At 43.6% G+C, this 19,997-nt stretch carries 18 protein-coding genes; 16 read left to right on the top strand and 2 right to left on the bottom strand.

What is annotated here, in order from left to right:
- Nucleotides 1–124: 124 nt before the first annotated feature.
- From PHU49_01810 to PHU49_01755, 12 genes are all read left to right on the top strand, one after another.
- Nucleotides 125–814: a methyltransferase domain-containing protein gene (locus PHU49_01810; protein MDD5242727.1), complete on the top strand. Its 690-nt coding sequence runs from the start codon at nucleotides 125–127 to the stop codon at nucleotides 812–814.
- A gap of 27 nt (nucleotides 815–841) precedes the next feature.
- Nucleotides 842–1,735: an alpha-1,2-fucosyltransferase gene (locus PHU49_01805; protein ID MDD5242726.1), complete on the top strand. Its 894-nt coding sequence runs from the start codon at nucleotides 842–844 to the stop codon at nucleotides 1,733–1,735.
- A gap of 66 nt (nucleotides 1,736–1,801) precedes the next feature.
- Nucleotides 1,802–3,982 (top strand): radical SAM protein, encoded by a 2,181-nt coding sequence (locus tag PHU49_01800; GenBank protein ID MDD5242725.1) that lies wholly within the window; start codon nucleotides 1,802–1,804, stop codon nucleotides 3,980–3,982.
- Nucleotides 3,983–3,984: 2 nt separating this feature from the next.
- Complete coding sequence (locus PHU49_01795) at nucleotides 3,985–4,983, top strand: glycosyltransferase (GenBank protein MDD5242724.1); 999 nt, start codon at nucleotides 3,985–3,987, stop codon at nucleotides 4,981–4,983.
- A gap of 296 nt (nucleotides 4,984–5,279) precedes the next feature.
- Entirely contained in the window at nucleotides 5,280–6,422 is a 1,143-nt protein-coding gene (locus tag PHU49_01790) for a glycosyltransferase (protein MDD5242723.1), read from the top strand.
- A gap of 34 nt (nucleotides 6,423–6,456) precedes the next feature.
- Complete coding sequence (locus tag PHU49_01785; protein MDD5242722.1) at nucleotides 6,457–7,407, top strand: DUF362 domain-containing protein; 951 nt, start codon at nucleotides 6,457–6,459, stop codon at nucleotides 7,405–7,407.
- Between the two features lie 56 nt (nucleotides 7,408–7,463).
- A complete protein-coding gene (locus PHU49_01780; protein MDD5242721.1) occupies nucleotides 7,464–8,234 on the top strand; it encodes a class I SAM-dependent methyltransferase in 771 nt (256 codons plus the stop codon).
- A 20-nt stretch (nucleotides 8,235–8,254) separates the two neighbouring features.
- A complete protein-coding gene (locus tag PHU49_01775; GenBank protein ID MDD5242720.1) occupies nucleotides 8,255–9,175 on the top strand; it encodes an NAD(P)-dependent oxidoreductase in 921 nt (306 codons plus the stop codon).
- 26 nt (nucleotides 9,176–9,201) lie between these two features.
- Nucleotides 9,202–10,245 (top strand): NAD-dependent epimerase/dehydratase family protein, encoded by a 1,044-nt coding sequence (locus PHU49_01770; GenBank protein MDD5242719.1) that lies wholly within the window; start codon nucleotides 9,202–9,204, stop codon nucleotides 10,243–10,245.
- 14 nt (nucleotides 10,246–10,259) lie between these two features.
- Nucleotides 10,260–11,489 carry a glycosyltransferase family 4 protein gene (locus PHU49_01765; protein MDD5242718.1) on the top strand — a complete coding sequence of 410 codons (1,230 nt, stop codon included), beginning with the start codon at nucleotides 10,260–10,262 and terminating at the stop codon, nucleotides 11,487–11,489.
- Between the two features lie 6 nt (nucleotides 11,490–11,495).
- Nucleotides 11,496–12,473, top strand: a complete 978-nt coding sequence (locus PHU49_01760) for an NAD-dependent epimerase/dehydratase family protein (protein MDD5242717.1) — start codon at nucleotides 11,496–11,498, stop codon at nucleotides 12,471–12,473.
- 7 nt (nucleotides 12,474–12,480) lie between these two features.
- Nucleotides 12,481–13,041, top strand: coding sequence for a sugar transferase (locus tag PHU49_01755; protein MDD5242716.1), 561 nt, complete (start codon nucleotides 12,481–12,483; stop codon nucleotides 13,039–13,041).
- Nucleotides 13,042–13,159: 118 nt separating this feature from the next.
- Here the strand turns inward: PHU49_01755 and PHU49_01750 are convergent, their stop codons facing one another.
- Nucleotides 13,160–14,140, bottom strand: a complete 981-nt coding sequence (locus tag PHU49_01750) for a hypothetical protein (GenBank protein ID MDD5242715.1) — start codon at nucleotides 14,138–14,140, stop codon at nucleotides 13,160–13,162.
- Nucleotides 14,141–14,453: 313 nt separating this feature from the next.
- On the opposite strand from PHU49_01750, the gene PHU49_01745 reads away from it, so the two are divergent.
- The 4 genes from PHU49_01745 to PHU49_01730 all read left to right on the top strand — a co-directional run bounded on the left by PHU49_01745 (nucleotide 14,454) and on the right by PHU49_01730 (nucleotide 19,213).
- Nucleotides 14,454–16,670 carry a lectin like domain-containing protein gene (locus PHU49_01745; GenBank protein ID MDD5242714.1) on the top strand — a complete coding sequence of 739 codons (2,217 nt, stop codon included), beginning with the start codon at nucleotides 14,454–14,456 and terminating at the stop codon, nucleotides 16,668–16,670.
- A 283-nt stretch (nucleotides 16,671–16,953) separates the two neighbouring features.
- Complete coding sequence (locus PHU49_01740) at nucleotides 16,954–17,952, top strand: hypothetical protein (protein MDD5242713.1); 999 nt, start codon at nucleotides 16,954–16,956, stop codon at nucleotides 17,950–17,952.
- A gap of 314 nt (nucleotides 17,953–18,266) precedes the next feature.
- On the top strand, nucleotides 18,267–18,704 hold the full coding sequence (locus PHU49_01735; protein MDD5242712.1) for a hypothetical protein: 438 nt from the start codon (nucleotides 18,267–18,269) through the stop codon (nucleotides 18,702–18,704).
- A 29-nt stretch (nucleotides 18,705–18,733) separates the two neighbouring features.
- Nucleotides 18,734–19,213 carry a hypothetical protein gene (locus PHU49_01730; protein MDD5242711.1) on the top strand — a complete coding sequence of 160 codons (480 nt, stop codon included), beginning with the start codon at nucleotides 18,734–18,736 and terminating at the stop codon, nucleotides 19,211–19,213.
- Between the two features lie 268 nt (nucleotides 19,214–19,481).
- Here PHU49_01730 and PHU49_01725 read toward each other — a convergent pair.
- Nucleotides 19,482–19,997: hypothetical protein (locus PHU49_01725; GenBank protein ID MDD5242710.1), on the bottom strand; the 516-nt coding region annotated here is incomplete at its 5' end.

Below are 19,997 nucleotides of genomic sequence, written 5' to 3'. Positions count from 1 at the left end.
GATTTCACTAATGCTAGTATCTGATCAGGAAGCCGGGATGAGGTCGTTGCTTGGTTGAAAAAAGATAGGTGGTAGAACTAACCTGGTACTTATTCCGAAAGTTTATTTAAAGAGGTATTAAATCATGAAGATTTACACTAACATCAATGAAAATAATCGCCAAGCTTGGTTGAAGAAAACGCTTTCTATTCTGCCGAAAGGGGCGCGCATTATCGATGTCGGGGCTGGTGAGTTGCGCAATCGACCGCTGTGCAACCATCTTTCTTATGTCTCTCAGGACTTCTGTCAATATGCGGGCGGGGGAGATGGCAAGGGTCTGCAAACTGGAAAATGGGATACTAGCCAGATTGATTTGGTGTGCGACATTGCCATAATCCCGGAACCGAATTCCTCTTTCGATGCTATCCTGTGCAGTGAAGTACTGGAGCATATTCCCGAGCCCACCCATGCCCTCGATGAATTTGCACGATTGCTAAAACCAGGAGGCACCCTGATTCTTACGGCCCCCTTTGCTTCGCTGGTGCACATGGCTCCGTACCACTATTGTACGGGGTTTTCCAAGTACTGGTATGAGCACCATTTGAACCTGTGTGGTTTTGAGATTGTAGAGCTAATTCCCAACGGGGACTGGTATGCCTACCTCCGGCAGGAACTCATACGCCTGGGCGGAATGGAACGTCAGTGCGGTAACTGGAACTGGCCGTTGGCCTACGTCTTGGGTATCTTGGGTTTATTGTATTTTAAGGTGCGGGGCGGTAGGAAGGCGGATGATCTCGCCTGTTTTGGCTGGCATTGCGTGGCGATAAAAAAATAATGCAACGTATCTTCTAAAATTTTTATCATGATCAAGGTTATCGCTCGCATCAAAGGCGGACTTGGCAACCAACTCTTCTGCTACGCTGTAGCCCGCCGTGTGGCTCTTGTCAATGATGCCGAACTGGTTATTGATGACGTGTCGGGTTTCGTCCGTGATAGGCTCTATGGTCGACGCTACATGCTGGATCATTTTATCATCCCTGCCCGCAAGGCGACGCCAGCCGAGCGGCTAGAACCTTTTGAACGCTATCGGCGAGGAGTCTTAAAGTGGTGGTCCCGTGGGAAACCGTTCACGGAAAGGCGATACCTGGTGCGAGAAGGGATGGATTTTGACTCTCGGCTCCTCTCGTTAAAGGTAAAAAAGGTGCTCTATATGGATGGTGTTTGGCAAAGTGAAAACTACTTCAAAGATATAGAGCAGACTATCCGGGAAGACCTACGGATCATACCCCCCACAGATGCTTTGAACCAGCACATCGCTGAGAAAATTTGCAACAGCCAAGCCGTAGCTTTGCATGTACGTTGGTTTGATGTACCAGGAAGAACAGTATCCCACAATATTGTGGCCGATTACTATCGGTACGCCGTTACTATGATGGAACGCAAGATCAATTCGCCATGTTACTTTGTATTCTCAGATAATCCTGAGGCTACCCGTTCAAAACTTGCTCTTCCCGAACGCCGGGCAATTTTTGTCTTACATAATCGGGGAGATGAAAACGCTTATGCTGATCTATGGCTGATGACTAGATGCAAACATTTCATTATTGCCAACAGCACGTTTAGTTGGTGGGGGGCATGGTTGGGCAAAGGTGCGGATAAAATTGTAATTTGTCCTGGCGATAAGATACAACAAGGCATTACTATGTGGGGATTTAAAGGGTTGCTCCCCAAGTCTTGGATTAAATTGTTAGGATGAACATTGTTTGAGAATCAAAAGTTATTTTTCGTAATAACGTCTTATAAGTTATAGTAATAATACGCGATGAAAATTCTTCTAGCAACTTCCCCTGTAATTGAGCAAACTTCATTTTCGACTTTGGAAAAAACGCCACCCTTGGGCTTGGGGTACCTTATCTCAGTCCTTCGCAATAGTGGCCACAAAGTTGTTTTCAGGGACCTCTATTTGAATTCAACTTCCATCAGTGAGATAGGGTCAATTTTAGCCGGTCAGTCAATAGACCTTTTTGCAGTCTCTATGAACACAATATGTTATGCGGGAGGTATTGCTCTGCTAAAGATAGCCCAGAAACTTCGTGAAGAAACAAAATGGTCTGGTAAGATTGTTGTAGGAGGGCCTCACCCCTCTGTCTTTCCAGAATCTATTCCGGAGTTTGTGGACTATATTGTTAAGGGTGAAGGTGAAGAAAAAATTTGTCAAATAGCGAATGGAGAACATTTTTCCCGTATCATAGATGGAATTAAAGTTCAAGATATGGATAACTTACCGTTTATACCTTATGAAGAATTTATTTCATTACCCTATGATTTTAGGAATGCGTGGATTAATAAGAACAGTGTACTTACCTTGAATACTAGCCGAGGATGTCCATTTTCTTGCCAATTTTGTTCTGTTAGTTCTATATGGGGTAATCGTTATAGATACCAGTCTGCTGTAAGAATCATTGAAGAGATATTACGATTGAAAAAGGACTTTAATGCTCAAGGCATATATTTTCGAGAAGATAACTTTACTCTGAATCGTAAGCGTATACAAGAGTTTTGCGGGGAGATGTTGTCAAGACACATAGATCTCCCATGGATTTGTGAAACGAGGGCAAATACATTAACTGAAGATATGGTCAAACTAATGGGGATGGCAGGTTGCCGGGGATTTTATATAGGTGCCGAAAGTGGATCGCAGCGAGTATTGGATTACATGAGAAAAGGAATTACTCTTGAACAAGTTGAAAACGTTATCAATTGGTCGAGAAAAGCAGGTATACGTTGTTATTTAAGTTTTGTTCTCGGGGTGCCAACTGAGACCGACGAAGAACGATACGAGACTTTCCTTTTTGCTCACAGGCTTAAACCATACTCTTTTGGCACGGGTGTTTTCACTGGTATACCATTTAGCTCTTTTTATTGGCAGCTTATACAGGATGATAACTACGCCAAGATTACATCAAATGGTATGATATACCAGAAGAATCACAACGATTTAGTTGATAGATTTGTAGGAGGAGAAGATTATAAGATCCCGGTTGGCGTAGAAGACACCGCAAATGTTATGCTGCCCGTACTAATGAAGAAAATGGGAAAAGAACATTCCAAAAATGCTGCGATAACAACATTAGTACTAATTATCAAAAAATATTGCAAAGGTTTAGTGGATAAAATACTTGATATTAAAAATAAATTAGGCAATCCTGACTTGTTCATTATTAATTGTAGCGGAGACGATGACGTGGTATTGGAATTGACTAAACTGAACCATAAATATCCATTTACCATCAGAACCGTGCACCCCACCCAGGAAATTGATATGCTGAATAATGTGTTGCAAACAAGATCAGAGTACCTTTTGTTTGCAGAGTTTGATGAAAATATTGCTGCCGAGACTTTACATGACTTTCAACGAGAACTGATGAATAATGTTTCAGGGGTTTTCCGATCAGATGGCGTAAGAAAGCCTACATTGGTAAATAGTTTGATTGAGTTAAGATCTTGGTTTGATTTTGGAAAACAGATAGACCGTAGAGTATGGGGATGTTCTAATTACTACTTTAGGCAGATTGGTGGAGTTGACAGCATCTTTGGAACAGCATATCTTTGGGATTTCATTGCAAAGCTTGTGCGTTATAAACCAATAAGGGTATTCCCATCGGTTATTATAGGAACTGAATGTTCAAATGCTGATACCACTTTCGTGTTTCAAGCTTTACAGCTTCGTTTTGAGAATAATCTACTAGGGCTGTCGACATTATGCCATAGCCGTCGGTCCGATCAGAGACAAATTGGCAAAAAGGAAGAAGCTGTTGTCAATTATTTCTTCGGTAGAGCCAAACTACGTGCTCGTAAATTTCGTTTAGCTCGCTCTCACTTCTTCCATGCATTCAAACAATATAGTAGTCTGAAATATCTTATTTTTTGGTGTGCAACATTTTTGCCTCCCAGTTCGTATTCATTTTTTTCCAGCCTAATTAATCGGATTAAGCGAATCTGAAAATGCAATACGTGGAAATATCCGTCCTTATGTCTTGCCACAATGCAGATCGTTGGTTGCGAGAGGCTATAGACAGCGTGCTGGCACAGACATTTGAAGATTATGAGTTTATGATAGTTGATGATGGCTCAACAGATGAAACGTGGAAAATAATACAGAGTTATCGCGATAGGGATGAACGCATCGTGGCCATATCCAAGAACAATACGGGACTAGCCGATTCTCTCAATGTGGGTATTGCACATGCCAGAGGAAAATGGATCGCCCGTTTAGATGCGGATGATCTCTGCGAAACGAAACGGCTTGAGGAGCAGATGAACTTTGTCCGTAAACATGCCGATGTGATACTTCTTGGCACCGGTTTTCTTGAAATCGATGAGAATAGCCGTGTGATTAAAAGACATATCTATCCAACCAACCACCAGGTGCTATTGCGCCATCTGGAAAGGTTGCAACGGTTTTTCCCTCATTCATCTGCTTTTTATCGTTCCGATACGGCAAGACAGGTAGGTGGATATAATAAGAGATTTCACAGAGCACAAGATCGGCGGTTATGGTTGGAAATGTCAATGCGAGGTCAAATTGCTTGCTTGCCTATTCCGCTTGTTCGAAACAGAAAACATACGGCTCAAATTTCTAACGATGATCGCGGACGGAGACAGCTTTTTTATGGCAGCTTAGCAACAATCTGCCATTTTATGCAAAAGGCGGGTTACAAAGACCCATCTGTCAATGGAAGTGAAAATGAATGGAATGAGTTTTTATCTTGGGTTGAGAAGCGGATTCAAGAATCAGGGGTATTTGAAAGGCGTAGTAACTGGGCTAATGCACGAGCCTTGTATTTTGCGGCAGGAAACAAACTGGCTGGCGCATTTAGTTTCGGCACAGCTCTTTTACAATCTGGCTACGCTAATGCGCTGATACGGGAAAGGTTCTTTGGTTCTTGTCTCCCGCAGCGGCTGGCATGGGAATGGATTGAGCGCTCGCATCCGACATTGTAGAAATGGATCCTCAATGCCCTATTTCAGATATTGACGGACTTGGTTCTGCACGGGGTATTGATTCTGAGATACAACGCTACTTTTTGTGGTGATTTTTTGGTGCAATTGACCTGTCCCCCAAAAACAGTAAACCTTCAGTATAGAGGTAACATATAATGAAACGTACAGTTCAAGAAGGGCAGAGGTATGAATTGAAGCAGCAAACCACTTAAAAAATGTTGGATGCTGCCTGAAAAGACTTGACTGGTTCTTGATTAAGTTAAAAGGATGTCCGGTTTGATAGGGGTAACTTCAAAGTGAAGGTATTGAATGTGAATATGTCGCTTGATCCTGTTCGTGGAGGAGGCAGCGTTGAGAGAACATTCCAAATGAGCCGGCATTTGGTGAAGGCGGGGTTAAAATGTAAAGTGGTCACGACAGATATTGGTTTGACACCCCAACGTATAAATGAATTGGAAGGAGTAGACGTTATAGCGCTTTCTACCTTGGTGAAAAGATTTTATATTCCGATGTTCTCATATAGAAAAATTAGAGAAATCGTAAAGAGCATAGATATTATACATCTCATGAATCATTGGACCTTCTTAAATGCAGTTGTGTACATTATCGCACGTCGCATGAAAAAACCATATGTTGTATGTCCCGCCGGTTCCCTCCCATATCATAAAAGGTCAGAAAAAATAAAAAAAATTTATAACCTGCTTATTGGTTACCGGATAATTCGAAATGCAGATGGATGTATTGCGATATCTCCGGATGAAATTGATCAGTTTCGTGAATACGGTGTCCATACCGATAAAATATCAATTATTCCTAACGGTATTAATCCCGATGATTTTTATGATGTCCATGAAAATACTTTTCGTAAAAAGTTTAATATAGGAGACAAGCCTTTTGTTTTGTTTATGGGCAGATTAACTTCAATAAAAGGGCCAGATCTTCTTCTAAGGGCATTCTGTAATGTAACAAATTCACAAAACATCGGTTATCATTTGGTTTTTGCAGGCCCAGATGGAGACATGCTTCCTGAATTAAAGAAAATTTCTCAGGAACAAAGTGTAGGCAATAAGGTTCATTTCATAGGATATGTGGGTGGAACTGACAAGGTAAATGCCTACTATGCAGCAAATTTATTGGCAATTCCTTCGCGGCAGGAAGCCATGTCAATAGTCTCCCTTGAAGCTGGTATTACAGGAACCCCTGTATTATTAACCGACCGCTGTGGTTTTAATATTGTGGAAGATATTAATGGCGGAAAAGTAGTACCTGCAACCGTTGATGGATTGGAAAGGGGACTAACTGAATTTTTTAGCAGACCAGGCCAGTTGGAATCAATGGGAAGGAATCTTCGTAAGTATGTATACGAAAATTATACTTGGGAAAAAATAATCAATAAGCACCTTGTGCTATATAGTAAGATACTAAAAAAAAATTCATAAAACAATGAAAGCAATCGTTGATATTAGAAGGCTTATGGAACCGCCCGACTTACTTGTGAAACAATTTGGCGAGTCTTTCTCATCGTTATCTTTTGAAGAGGATTTTAGAAAAGCTAAAGCTGTTTTTATCAAGCCTAACCTTACATATAATACTTACAAAAAAGGTGTAACAACAAGGAAGGAATTTATAGAAGCGCTTGTCGCTGCTTTACGGGAGATCAATACTTCCACAAAAATCTATATTGGTGAAGGCGAAGGCGGTTACAACAGTTTTTCTATGACAGAGGCCATGCATAATATGGGTTTTTACAATATTGAGAAGTCATACCCGAATGTTGAAATAGTTAACCTTTCAGAACTTCCATCACAAGAAATTGAACTTAAAGCATATGGCAAACCTTATCCTGTTCGTTTGCCGGAGTTGTTTTTTACTGATATTGATTTTTCTATCACATGCCCACTTCCGAAGGTGCATTGTATGACCGGAATCACCCTTTCGTTCAAGAATCAATGGGGTTGCCTTCCCGATACAATGAGAATTAAGAATCACTATGTATTTGATGAGATTATAGGACAGGTCTGCGAAAAACTTAAGTTTCGTTATGCTTTTTTAGATGGAAAATATGGGTTAGACAATAATGGCCCCATGATGGGAGATCCGATAGAAATCAACTGGCTTGTTGCCTCCAATTCACTTGGTGCCTTTGATATGGTTGTCACAGAAATGATGGGGTTTAATTGGTGGCGTGTCGGTCACTTGAAAATGGCTGATTACTACGGGTATTTGCCTAAAAGAGAAGATGTCAAAATTATTGGTGATATAGAAACTTTAAAGAGAAAGTTTACTTTAAAGAGAGATATTTGGAATTATCCGGCCCTTGCTGCCTTTCATTCCAAAAAACTGACACACTTTTTTTATTTCTCAAGATGGGCAAAACTGCTACATGATATCATGTATCTATTTAGAACGAGACCCATTCAGTAATTATTATCGATACTTTAACTATACTATTACTTTACAAGGAGAGAATTAACGAAACGATGGATGAAACGAAGAGACAGGATTTCGATGTAGAAAAAGCCTGGCATGAACAAAAGTTTTATATAGATTCTGGCCACTGGACATCTCATCCGTTATTTGCTTCTCGTGAAAGACACTGGTTGCAGAATCATGTAAAAAAAATAAGATTTTATAGTTTTTTGTATAGGTTTATTAAAAAAGAGTATTATAAAAATGGCGCCGATGTTTTGATGGCACCCTTAGGAGATGGCTATGATTTACAATATCTGCAAGGTATTTATAAAAATATTTGCGGAATTGATCTTTCGCCGATAGCTCTTAGTAAATGTCCGAACGTAGTAACAAAAAAAGAAGGGGATATTTTAACTTCTGGTTATGAAGATGAGTCTTTTGATATTATTATTTGCGCTCTGTTTCTTCATCATGTTCATGATATTGGATTTGAACCTTTCGTAAGAGAGTATTATAGAATCTTACGTAAAGGAGGGGTGTTGGCCATTCTCGAACCCTCCTCATTGTACCCAATAAGCTGGATTTTTGCTTATTTGCATAAAATTATGGGTAACGTTACAGGAAAAGTGGAAGGAGAAAGACCTATCTCACCACTTTGTTTAAACAAAATACTTACTGAAACAAATTTTAAAAAAGTTTGTATTAGAGGAATCACCTTAAACCATGTAAGATTTCCTTTCTGGATACAGACATTTATTAATTTGTTAGATTATCCAATAAGACGTTTTATTCCATTCAATCTTTTCTCAGAAAGCGTTGGATGGTATTGTAAAAAATAGACAGAATAGAGAGGTAAGTAATGGCTAATATTTTATTAACAGGCGGAAGAGGCTTTATTGGTACCAATTTGACAAATGAATTACGATCACGTGGTTATAATGTATGGACAAGTGATATTTTGCAAGGAGAAGACCTTCAGCACCTGAAGGCAGATACTGGTGTCTATCAGCAAATGGATGTTATTTGCAGGCAATACAAATTTGACTATGTATATCATCTTGCGGCTGAATACGGCCGCTGGAATGGCGAAGACCACTACGAAAACCTTTGGCGTACAAATGTGATTGGAACCAAAAACATGTTGCGATTACAGGAACAACATCGGTTCAAGATGATATTTTTTTCCAGCGCAGAGGTGTATGGTGACTATGAAGAACTTATGTCAGAAGATGTAATGGAGCGCATACCAATAAAACAAATGAATGACTATGCAATAACGAAATGGGCCGGTGAGCTACAATGTTTAAATCATACAGCAATGTTCGGCGTCAAAGTCGTGCGTGTACGTCCTGTAGGTTGCTATGGTCCGCACGAGTATTACAGTAGGTACAGAGGTGTTATCCCTATTTTTGTTTACCACTGTCTTATGAACAAACCATTCACAGTATACAGAGGTCATAAAAGAATCTTTGACTATGTTGAAGACACGTGCAGGACCTTTGCTAACATTACGGATAATTTTATTCCCGGTGAAGTCTATAATATCGGTAGCAAGGAAGAATGGTCAATTAGTATCGAGGAACTTGCCGATATTGTTTTGAAAGAGACTGGAGCCAGTCCGAGTTTGGCGGAATACAAAGGTGAAGAAGGATTTACTACACGAGTGAAGGTTGTTGACTTCTCGAAGTCACGCAGGGATTTAAAACATGATCCGAAGATAGATATATATGAAGGAATCAAGCGCTACGTGGCATGGGCAAGGAAAGTTTATAATAAATAAATATTAAAAGTTGCAGGAGATATTTTATGGAAGATTATAAAAAACATTATGAAGGCAAGATTGTTTTGATTACCGGTGGTGCCGGAGCAATTGGGTCGAACTTAACAAAGGCGATAGCCGGGCTCAACGCAAAAATGGTTATTGTTTTTGACAATATGTCTGCTGCCTATGAGTGGAATATCCCTTCGTTGCCAAATGTGCTTTTCGTGAAAGGTTCGGTCACGGACGAAGTTGCCTTAAAACGTGTTTTTGCACTTAAACCAGACATCGCATACCATCTGGCAGCCTTTTTTGCTAATCAAAATTCTGTTGATTTTCCTCAACACGATTTAATTATCAATGGTTTAGGCACATTACTTGTTTACCAGTATGCCCAGATGTCAGGAACCGATAGGCTCGTGTATGCTTCCTCGGGTTGTTCGATATATGGTTCGGCTGCGCCATTGCCATTGAAGGAAGATTTTATGTCCATGCATCTGACAACACCATATCAAATAACAAAAATGCTGGGTGAATTATATGGGAATTTCTTTTATCATCATTACGGTTTGCCGATCGTAAAAACGCGTTTTTTTAATTCATATGGACCTGGCGAGGTACCCGGACAATACCGTAATGTAATTCCAAATTTTATATTCAGAGCTCTCTCCGGATTGCCTTTACCCTTTACAGGTAATGGCGATGAAACAAGAGATTTTACATATGTTCTGGATATAGTCGATGCGCTCTTGCGGGCAAGTTATTACGAACAAGCAATAGGTCAGGAGATGAATATCGCATCAGGCAGTGAAGTGAATATACTTCAGATGGCTGAACTTATCAACGAGTTAACCGGAAATAAGGCCGGGATCGTCAGGGCTGAACGGAGGATATGGGATACAAAGAAAAGACTACTTGCCTCAATAGGCAAAGCCAAAGAACTGTTGGATTATGAGCCGAAGATGAATTTTCAGGACGGCTTGAATATCACAATTCAATGGTTTAAAGACAACTGGGAAAACATTCGTCGCGATGCAGAGTTTCCTCCGGGTATGTCCGCTGCAGCATTTGGAGTGACTGTAAAAAGATGAATTAGGGTAATACTATGCTAAAAAGCAAAAACATTTGGGTTATATCTGAATTATATTATCCGGAGGAAACATCAACGGGACATTATATGACCAAGATTGCAGAGGCATTAGCAAAAGAATTAAGCGTTAAAGTTCTGAGTTCCAAACCTAATTATGCTTCACGTGGAATATACGTTCCAAGACGTGAAATTCATAATAATGTGGAAATTTATCGTTGCTTTTCAACTACATTCAATAAAAACAATCTTTTTTTGAGAATTATTAATATAGTAACAATAAGTTTATCTATTTTTATAACATGCATCATAAAAATGAGAAGAGGCGATATTGTCTTAGTGGTTACTAATCCACCATTATTGCCATACATTGCAGTATTTGCATGTCTTATGCGAAAATCGAAATGTTTAATTCGAATTGATGACGTATATCCCGATATTTTGGTTGTATCAGATATCATATCAAGGAATGGCATACTTTTTAATATGCTTAATAGGAGCACTAAATATCTTTATAAAAAAGCCGATTGTATTATTACCTTGGGAAGAGATATGCGTTCGCTTGTTGCGAACAAAATGAATGGTAATAACAATAGTATAAATGTAATAACAAATTGGGCCGATGTAGATGAGGTTAGCCCTATCCCGAAAGCTACTAATAATCTATTGAAAGAACTCGGATTATTTGACAAATTTGTAGTGCAGTGTGCAGGCAATATAGGGAGAGTTCAAGGCATTGAATGTCTATTTGCGGTTGCAAAGCAACTAAAAGTTCATAAAGACATTCATTTTTTATTTATTGGTTCTGGTGCAAAAAAGGAATGGCTTGTGGAACAAATTGAAAAGAGCAATATGAAAAATATAACTGTACTTGGTAACAGGCCACGAAGTGATCAGGTTAATTTTCTAAATGCCTGCGACATAGCGGTTGTTTCATTGATGCCAGGAATGCTTGGAGTTTCCGTTCCAAGTCGAATGTATAATATTTTTGCAGCAGGAAAGCCGATCATTGCGATAGTTGATGAGAATTCAGAAGTAGCATTAACAGTGGAGGAAGAAAGATTGGGATGGGTTGCCACCCCTGATGATCCTGCTAAGATAGCTGATATTATTTTAATGGCAAAGTCACATCCTGCATTGATTGAAGAAATGGGAAAAAAAGCACGAGATATGGCCGAAAGTAAATATTCTTATAAAAAGATTTTAAATGCTTATCTTACAATCATGGATGGAATGGTAAAAAGCTAAAATAGCATGATATGTGGCAATATATTAGTAACCGGTGTTGATGGTTTTTTGGGCTCGGCAATTGTTCGTCAAGCGGTTAACGCTGGTTTGTCGGTAATTGCAACTGACCGGTTTGGCAAATTGAAATTTTCTGGTGTTGATTACATCCCCGCCGATATTCTTAATCCTCTCAGTTTGTCGAAAGTATTCGATGGAGCGAACTGCGTGTGTCATGTCGCGGGATTGGCGCATATCTTTAACAAATATGAAGCGTCAGGGGCGCCCTTCTATGAAGTGAATGTTGCAGGTACGAAAAATGTTGCACATGCTGCGATCAGAGCCGGAGTGCAACATTTTATATTTATAAGCTCAGTTTCTGTTTATGGTGGTGAGTCACACGGAAAAAATGAGGACTCAGAGTGTTTTCCGGAAGGACCATATGCGGAAAGCAAATGGAATGCAGAACAGCTGCTTACCGGTCTTTGCCAGAGAGAAGGGATGGATCTCACAATTTTGCGTCTGGCAACACTTTACGGTGAGGAGGATCCGGGCAATGTGGCCCGTCTTATTCGATCAATAGATCGAGGACGATTTGTCTGGGTCGGTAAAGGTAAGAATCCTAAGAGCCTTCTTCATCGAGAGGATGCCGCTCGGGCATGTGTTGAAGCTATTAACAAACCTCAACCTGGAATAAATATTTATAATGTTTCTGGACCAGCTTGTACTATGAAGGATATTGTGGAAACCATTGCTACTGCTTTAGGAAAACGAGTGCCTTCATTACATATACCCTCATCTTTTGCGTTAGGTTTTGCTAAAATATTGAAAAGATTTTCTTTAAATCATGGCAAGTTTAGTACTGTATACGATACTCTACAAAAGTGGTTGGCTGATGATTATTACAATAGGGATAAATTTTGTAAGGCTTTTGATTTTAAAACTAATGTAAGTTTGGAAGAAGGAATAAAGCGAGAAGTGTCATGGTATAAAGATTCAGGAAATTAAAATAGAAATGAAACGTATTTTTGACCTTCTTGCGGCGATCGTTATCCTGGTGATTATCAGCATCCCGCTGCTGATCATCGCTTTGCTCGTGAGGCTGACCTCGAAGGGGCCTGTGCTGCACTGGTCGGACAGGGTGGGCATCAATAACACGATATTCAGGATGCCGAAGTTCAGGACAATGCGGATCGAGACACCTCCTATTGCTACACATCTTTTAGATGATCCGGATAAATACCTTACGCCCATTGGACCACTTCTGCGAAGATTCAGCCTCGATGAGTTCCCTCAATTGTGGAGTGTCCTGAAGGGTGATATGAGCCTGGTCGGTCCGAGGCCGGCGCTGTATAACCAGTATGATCTGATCGAACTGAGAACAAAAAAGGGCATCCATATGCTTGTTCCCGGGATTACTGGCTGGGCGCAGGTGAACGGCAGGGACATCCTTACGATCCCCATCAAAGTAGAATACGACGATTATTATCTGCAACACCGATCCTTCTTGTTTGATATGAAGATCTTATACATGACCTTCCTGAAGGTCGTCAAGCGGGAAGGGGTTACCCACTAATTATCCATTTTAATCTATTATAGGTTTGTTTGAATTGAGGGCGTTCTTGAGCAATATTGAAGAACGCCCTAATCTATTTGATCCGTTGCTAAACACTACCCTCCAGCGTACCGCTCAATCACGGAGGGGTGATCATATCCGTCGGTACTGTCGAATGAAGCTTACTCCACGTAGTCCCGTTATACGTATAGAGTCCCGATGCCCAAGTGACATAGAGATTAAATCTCGAGGCGAACATGTCTGTTGGAACCGTTGAATGGATCTTCGACCATGCGCTGCCGTCCCACATATAGAGCCCCGATGGCCAGGTAGCATAGAGCGTGGAATCCGCAAGGACCACCATCTTTGTCGGGACAGCCGTATGGATCTTGGACCATGTGCTCCCGTCCCACACATAGAGGCCTGATGCCCAGGTGGCATACAGGATGGGACCAGCAGCGGCCATGTTTGTCGGGGCAACTGAATGGATCTTGGTCCATGTCCCGGTGCCGTCATAATCAAACGCATAGAGCCCCGATGCCCAGGTGGCGTATGCCGTTTTACCACGATTACCATGGCGTGCCTGCGTCCAAGGGGCATTGTCGCTTACCCAATTGTCGACCTCTTTCATCAGACCGAAATTTTTTTGAAATTGGTTAAAAACAGGAGGCTGATTAACTCCACCCTCTATTGCTTGTCGGCGAATAACATATTGAGTTCCTTGTCCCGATTGGGAAACAACCTGGAACTTCACGCCATTAGTCGCATCACCATACGACCAACCGGTCCCTTCCGGCCCGGTCTGGAAAAACTTGTATTCCACGCCGGTGTCGCACTGATAACCCGCGTCTTCCGTCACCCTGAGATACTTATAACCGGTATTGCCGTCGTTGTCGTAATTCCATTCACTTACCTGGTAATAATCACTTCTTCCGCATTGATTCTGGCCGCCAGCGCCGATCGTCATCGTTACAGGCCAGCTCGTGCCGTCAAATTTTGCCCTGGTAAATTTTATAGTATGACCAGTGTGGAACTGCCAGAATGGTGCGGCATCGGCAATAGCGGCAGCGACAAAAATAAAACATCCAATTAGCGCAAATACCTTTAGTTTTGAGAACATATTGTTCTTCCTCCTTTTATAAAAATTTCGGTGTGTATTTTGTGCAGATAATGTGCCTTTAGTACTGAGCTGAAAGAAAATATATAATCCACTATTTATAGCATTAATTAAGCACAATAAAAGAGGGAAAGCAAGTGTTTTACATATGCATACCTTAAGAAATTGAATTACCCGGTAATCTTTCAATGTTCCCGCAAACATACAATGAAGTTACCACTGCCAAAGGAAAATATTGGGTTGTTTTTCAGCTTGACATACGTTAGTGGTTGTATAACAATATTGCCAAATGCAACATACTATGTCGGGGTAAACCATGGAAAAAACAAAAAGAAATATCTGTAGAACCTGTCTTCTGATAGCCTTTGCATTGATGCTGTTGCAATCCCTCTGCGGCGGCTATGCCTTTGCGGAAGGTGAGCTGGTCTCCGCGCCGATGAACCCTGAGTTTCTTTCATATATGGAAGCCCTCCAGAAGGAAAGGGTCATGGCGACTGGTGTTACCCATGAGGGCCGCGGCCTGGGGTTGGTCCCTTCGCCCCTGAACCTTGACTACCTCGCAGGCATCAATATCTTTGGCGCCCCCCAGGTCCAGGAGCTGGCAGAAGCCCCTCTCAGATTAGGATTTCCTGTTTCGTATGACCTGAGAACCCAGGGGAAGCTCACGCCGGTCAGGGACCAGAGTACCGGCAATACATGCTGGACCTTCGCGACCTATGGCTCGGTGGAGTCCAACCTTCTCACCGGCGAGACAGACGATTTTTCCGAGAACCACATGAAGAACACGCACGGGTTCGACTGGGGATACGACAGCGGAGGCAACGGGGACATGGCGACGGCATACCTCGCCCGCTGGAGCGGCCCCGTCAACGAAGCGGACGATACTTACAACGCCGGCTCAGGAGTGTCCCCTCCAGGGCTTTTGCCCAGGAAGCATGTCCAGGGGGTCATATACATCCCGCAGCGCACATCATCGTCGGACAACGACAATCTGAAGAACGCCGTCATGTCGGCCGGCGCCGTTTATGCAACGATGTATATAAGCCAGGACGCAAGCTATTATAATGAAGGTACATACGCTTACTACTATTACGGTGCATCCGGCTCCAACCATGCCGTCGCAATCGTGGGCTGGGATGATAATTACAGCAGCGCAAACTTTCCCAGCGCCCCCCCGGGGAACGGAGCCTTTATTGTCAGGAATAGCTGGGGGTCTGGTTTTGGCGACGGGGGGTATTTCTATATCTCCTATTATGATACCAAGCTGGCATATACAACAAATTACCTGTTCTACAATACCGAACCTGTGACAAACTACAGCCGCATCTACCAATATGACCCGCTTGGATGGACGTCTCAGATAGGATATTCAAGTGAAACCGGCTGGTTTGCCAACATCTTTACTGCACAGGCGAGCGAAAGTCTGGTTGCCGTCAGTTTTCACAATACTTCGGCTAATTCTCCTTATGAGATCTACATCTACACAGGGGTAACGGCAGGGGTCCCCAGGAGCGGGACGCTTGCCGCGACGGAGACAGGCACGATACAGTATCCCGGCTATACGACTATTGACCTGTCATCCCCGGTTTACCTCGCATCCGGTGGAAGGTTCTCCATCGTCGTCAAGCTGACCGCGCCCGGCACAAACTATCCGATCTCGCTTGAGCATTGGATCGAGAACTATTCGGGTAGCGCTACGGCCTCTGCCGGACAGAGCTTCATCAGCAGCAGCGGTAGTCCCTGGTCAGACCTGACAACGCTTGGAACCCATGATAAAGACAACGTGTGTCTTAAAGGATTTACCACAGAAGCGTCCTCCCCCCTCTACGCCACCTGGGCATCGGGCCTCTATCAAGAGAACGGGAACACGTGGTCAAAGCTCCACGCGATGGTCCCGACAAGCATGGCCGCTTCAGGCTCAGCCCTTTACGCCACCTGGGCATCAGGCCTCTACCAGTGGAACGGCACGACATGGACGAAGATACATGCTGCTGTTCCGACAAACATGGCCGCCTCAGGTCCAAACCTTTACGCTACCTGGGCATCGGGCCTCTATGCGTGGAACGGCATTACATGGACGAAGATACATGCTGCTGTCCCCACCGCAATGACGGCGGGAAATAACACCCTTTACGCTACCTGGGCATCAGGGCTCTACCAGTGGAACGGCATTACATGGACGAAGATACATGCTGCTGTCCCCACCGGTATGGCTGCAGGTAGCACCAACCTCTACGCTACCTGGGCATCAGGGCTCTACCAGTGGAACGGCATTACATGGACGAAGATACATGCTGCTGTCCCCACCGGTATGGTTGCAGGAAGCGCCAATCTCTACGCCACGTGGCCATCGGGCCTCTTCCAGTGGAACGGGAGCGCCTGGTCCAAGCTCCATGCAACGGTCCCCTCCAGCATGACGGCAGGGAGCAACACCATATATGCTGCCTGGGCATCGGGCCTCTTCCAGTGGAACGGGAGCACCTGGTCCAGGCTCCACTCCACGGAGCCGACGAACATAAAGGCGGGGAACTGAAGAAAAGGAACAGGTACGGTAGCGAGAGGCCCCTGATCGAGGCAGACAGGATAGTATTGACGGGGGGTGAAGAGACGATACCGGTATACCTTGGATAAATGTTTGTGATGATTGAGGAAAAAAGCCGGACAGTTTCTTTAAGGTATTAATATGTTAAGCACTTGCGCTTTTTCTTTTTTATGCTACAATACATATGAATAGTGGGGTTGGATATCTCTGATAGCGAAGCTGTGTTGTTGATAGAGCGATCTACAACAAAATCTTTCTTTGAGGGAGGTTTAATATGTCTTCAAAGTTTAAGGTATTGATATTGGTTTCATGTCTTCTCTTTGCTGCTGCCGCTGTTGCTGACGCTGAGCCTTTCTGGGCATTCCACACGGGACATGTTTCAAAGTACACCAGGGCGAAATGGGACGGCACAAGCTGGCCCGTGACGATGACGGTCAAGAACGCGGTGGCGCCCGGCGGCTCCTGTACCAGCGCCCAGTATTACGAAGTGGATGAATGGAATTATGAAAACACCGGAGAAACCGAAACGATACAGCTCGGAGTGAACGATACCTCCGGCTTCCGGTGCGTAGGAGGCACGGAATACAAGTTCTTCCAGACAGGGCCGGAGGGGACGGGCTGGGATCATCCTGCCGAGGGCGGAGGGACGATGAAGTACCAGGTCGTCGCCCAGTATAACGGCGGAAACAATTACGCCATCCGCTCCTACAAGCTCGATGTCGACGGTGTGACGACCAACCCGCCCAACTTCTCACATTTCCAGCGGGGCTTCGGCCTCATAAAAGAAGTGGACCGGTGGGTGCCGGACAATGCCCCCTGGACGCAGGCGAAGCACGGCAATCGCGGACTGACAATGTACGCTGTCTGGCCATCGGGCATCTATGTGTATGATTATGAAGGAACCAAAGAATGGAAGAAGGTCCACTCCTCTGTTCCGTCGGATATTGTAGCCGCGGGCCCCATCCTATACGCCGTCTGGCCCTCGGGCATCTACTTATGGGACGGGAACGTTTGGCACAGGATCCATACGGCCGTTCCGTCAAAGATGGTAGCCGTGAGCAACAGGATCTATTGCTCATGGCCATCGGGGCTCTATATGTGGACGAACGTCACCAATACGTGGACGAAAGTCCATTCAACGGTCCCAAGCAACATGTTCGCATCGAGATTGATGTTCTATGCCACTTTTTCAGTTGGGGTTTTTCAACACGACGGGACAGCATGGAGCAAGATTCATTCTGCAATTCCAACAAAGATGATCACGCCTCCGTGATGGGGCGGGAACGTCGAGAATACCCGACCTGCATAACCGACGGGTCCTCAAGATAACTAATATATCGGGGAGGGACGGTTCCCTCCCCCTTTTTTATTACCCACGATGTTGCCCTTTCCTGACAGTACCCCGTCTTTAGTGAACAAACCTTTTTTTGTGCTATAAGAGTATAAAAGAGATCAAAGTGGGCTTATTAGCTCGCACCGCCAGGGGCAAGATTTCAGCAACAAAATCCAAATTAATTTATTTTAAAAGGGGGAAAACTATTATGTGCTCAAAATTAAAAGTATTTTTGTTAACAGGCTTTTTTTCTTTTGATTGCCACCGCAGTGTTTGCCGAACCGTTCTGGATATTCAAGACCGGGCATACGACCAAGTATACAAGGCAAAAATCGAATGGCGAAAACTGGCTTGTGACAATGACCATCGGCGCCGGCAGCCAAAGCCAATATGGGAGAAACGATTTCTATAAGGTAGATGAAAAGAATTACGACAACGACAGCAAAACTACATCGCATTACCTCAGGGTGATCGAGACCAAGGGTTGGCAATGCAATACCGGCACCGGCATAGCGTACAAATTTCTTGAAGTCGGGAAGCCGGGAGGATACGGTTGGTCGTATGGTGATAACACGAATGGCGTGAAGTTCCAGATCGCTGCAGTATCGAGGTTCGGAGCTATGATTACTGTCCGCCGGTATGAAATACAGGAAGAAGTTTCTCACCCGCCCGTTTTTAACACTTTTTTATAAAAGGTTTTGGCCTGATGAAGCAGTCAGATATGTGGGTGGTTGAAGCTACGAGGCCCTGGACAAAGGCCCGCCATGGGTTTCGCGGCAGGACGTTATATGCGAACTTCACCGGACTTGGCCTTTATAAATACGATTATGAGGGCACGGGATCATGGACCAAGATTCACTCATCGGTCCCCACAAGCATGGTCGCCTTAGGTCCCATCCTTTACGCTACCTGGCCATCGGGGCTCTATCTTTGGGATGGAAACGCATGGTCAAAGATCCATACGTGCGCTCCGACGAAGATGGTGGGTGTAGGTTCCAGGCTTTACGCTACCTGGCCATCGGGGCTCTATATGTGGGACGGCAGCGCATGGTCGAAGATCCATTCAACGGTTCCAACGGACATGTTTACCTCAAGATTTGACTTCTTTGCTACCTATCCGTCAGGACTTTATGAGCACGACGGGAGTACGTGGAGCAAGCAGCATTCGGTAGTACCGACGGAGATGATCACACCTCCGTGATTTAGCGGACACACCGGAAGGTGGGGCTCGTAGAATAACTGGCAGGCCCTGAAAGACCCGTTTATAGAAAACCTATTTATCGGGGAGGGAGAGATCCCTCCCCGTTTTTTTGTCTATAATGCTGTAGTTGCAGCCCCTCAATAATCTCACCAACGGTTACAAAGTCCTCTTCGTCCTTACCTCGTAACCTCCACCCCCTTCCGCTTCACGCATCACGCACTACGCACCTCGTCCTTAGATCTCCCGCCTCATTCCATTTCCTCATTCCTTATATTACCCATTTCGCGCTATGCGCAAGGTGGGTAATATAACGTTGCTTCGCCGGCGGGTCATTGTAAACGATGGCTGTAATGAAGAAGTTCCGCACGCCAGGATAAAAGGCGGGATTAACATGGATATTGTTACCCTCGTATTGACAAACATAGCCATTCGTTGAATAATATAAAACTACCATGATATTAGTGAAAAATGATTCATTGCAAAGACTTATAAAAAGATTCCGTATTTCGGGAGAAACGCGATCCATAAAATCTGTAGTAAAAACAGATGACAGAATAATTATCGTTTCTGTGACAGACGTTTTATTTGTTATTTTGTAGTGTATAACATGTTTTTTCGGATCACACGGGATGAACAGTAAGAATAAGACCAGGAAAAAGACAGCCGCAAAAGGCTCCGCCAAGCGGAAACCGGCCGAAGAATCTTCAATAAAGACAAAAACTTTGTTGGATAAAATCTTTGCCAGCATCAAATCCGGGGTTTTTGTAGTCGACGCAGCAACACG

Source organism: Syntrophorhabdaceae bacterium (assembly GCA_028713955.1).
Classification (GTDB): domain Bacteria; phylum Desulfobacterota; class Syntrophorhabdia; order Syntrophorhabdales; family Syntrophorhabdaceae; genus UBA5609.
This window is presented reverse-complemented; position numbering and strand designations above follow the sequence as displayed.

Excerpts from the sequence above, each read along its gene's own strand:
- PHU49_01810 (MDD5242727.1), top strand. The coding sequence starts at position 125 with ATGAAGATTTACACTAACATCAATGAAAATAATCGCCAAGCTTGGTTG.
- PHU49_01805 (MDD5242726.1), top strand. The coding sequence starts at position 842 with ATGATCAAGGTTATCGCTCGCATCAAAGGCGGACTTGGCAACCAACTC.
- PHU49_01800 (MDD5242725.1), top strand. The coding sequence starts at position 1,802 with ATGAAAATTCTTCTAGCAACTTCCCCTGTAATTGAGCAAACTTCATTT.
- PHU49_01795 (MDD5242724.1), top strand. The coding sequence starts at position 3,985 with ATGCAATACGTGGAAATATCCGTCCTTATGTCTTGCCACAATGCAGAT.
- PHU49_01785 (MDD5242722.1), top strand. The coding sequence starts at position 6,457 with ATGGAACCGCCCGACTTACTTGTGAAACAATTTGGCGAGTCTTTCTCA.
- PHU49_01780 (MDD5242721.1), top strand. The coding sequence starts at position 7,464 with ATGGATGAAACGAAGAGACAGGATTTCGATGTAGAAAAAGCCTGGCAT.
- PHU49_01775 (MDD5242720.1), top strand. The coding sequence starts at position 8,255 with ATGGCTAATATTTTATTAACAGGCGGAAGAGGCTTTATTGGTACCAAT.
- PHU49_01770 (MDD5242719.1), top strand. The coding sequence starts at position 9,202 with ATGGAAGATTATAAAAAACATTATGAAGGCAAGATTGTTTTGATTACC.
- PHU49_01765 (MDD5242718.1), top strand. The coding sequence starts at position 10,260 with ATGCTAAAAAGCAAAAACATTTGGGTTATATCTGAATTATATTATCCG.
- PHU49_01760 (MDD5242717.1), top strand. The coding sequence starts at position 11,496 with ATGATATGTGGCAATATATTAGTAACCGGTGTTGATGGTTTTTTGGGC.
- PHU49_01755 (MDD5242716.1), top strand. The coding sequence starts at position 12,481 with ATGAAACGTATTTTTGACCTTCTTGCGGCGATCGTTATCCTGGTGATT.
- PHU49_01750 (MDD5242715.1), bottom strand. The coding sequence starts at position 14,140 with ATGTTCTCAAAACTAAAGGTATTTGCGCTAATTGGATGTTTTATTTTT.
- PHU49_01745 (MDD5242714.1), top strand. The coding sequence starts at position 14,454 with ATGGAAAAAACAAAAAGAAATATCTGTAGAACCTGTCTTCTGATAGCC.
- PHU49_01740 (MDD5242713.1), top strand. The coding sequence starts at position 16,954 with ATGTCTTCAAAGTTTAAGGTATTGATATTGGTTTCATGTCTTCTCTTT.
- PHU49_01730 (MDD5242711.1), top strand. The coding sequence starts at position 18,734 with ATGTGGGTGGTTGAAGCTACGAGGCCCTGGACAAAGGCCCGCCATGGG.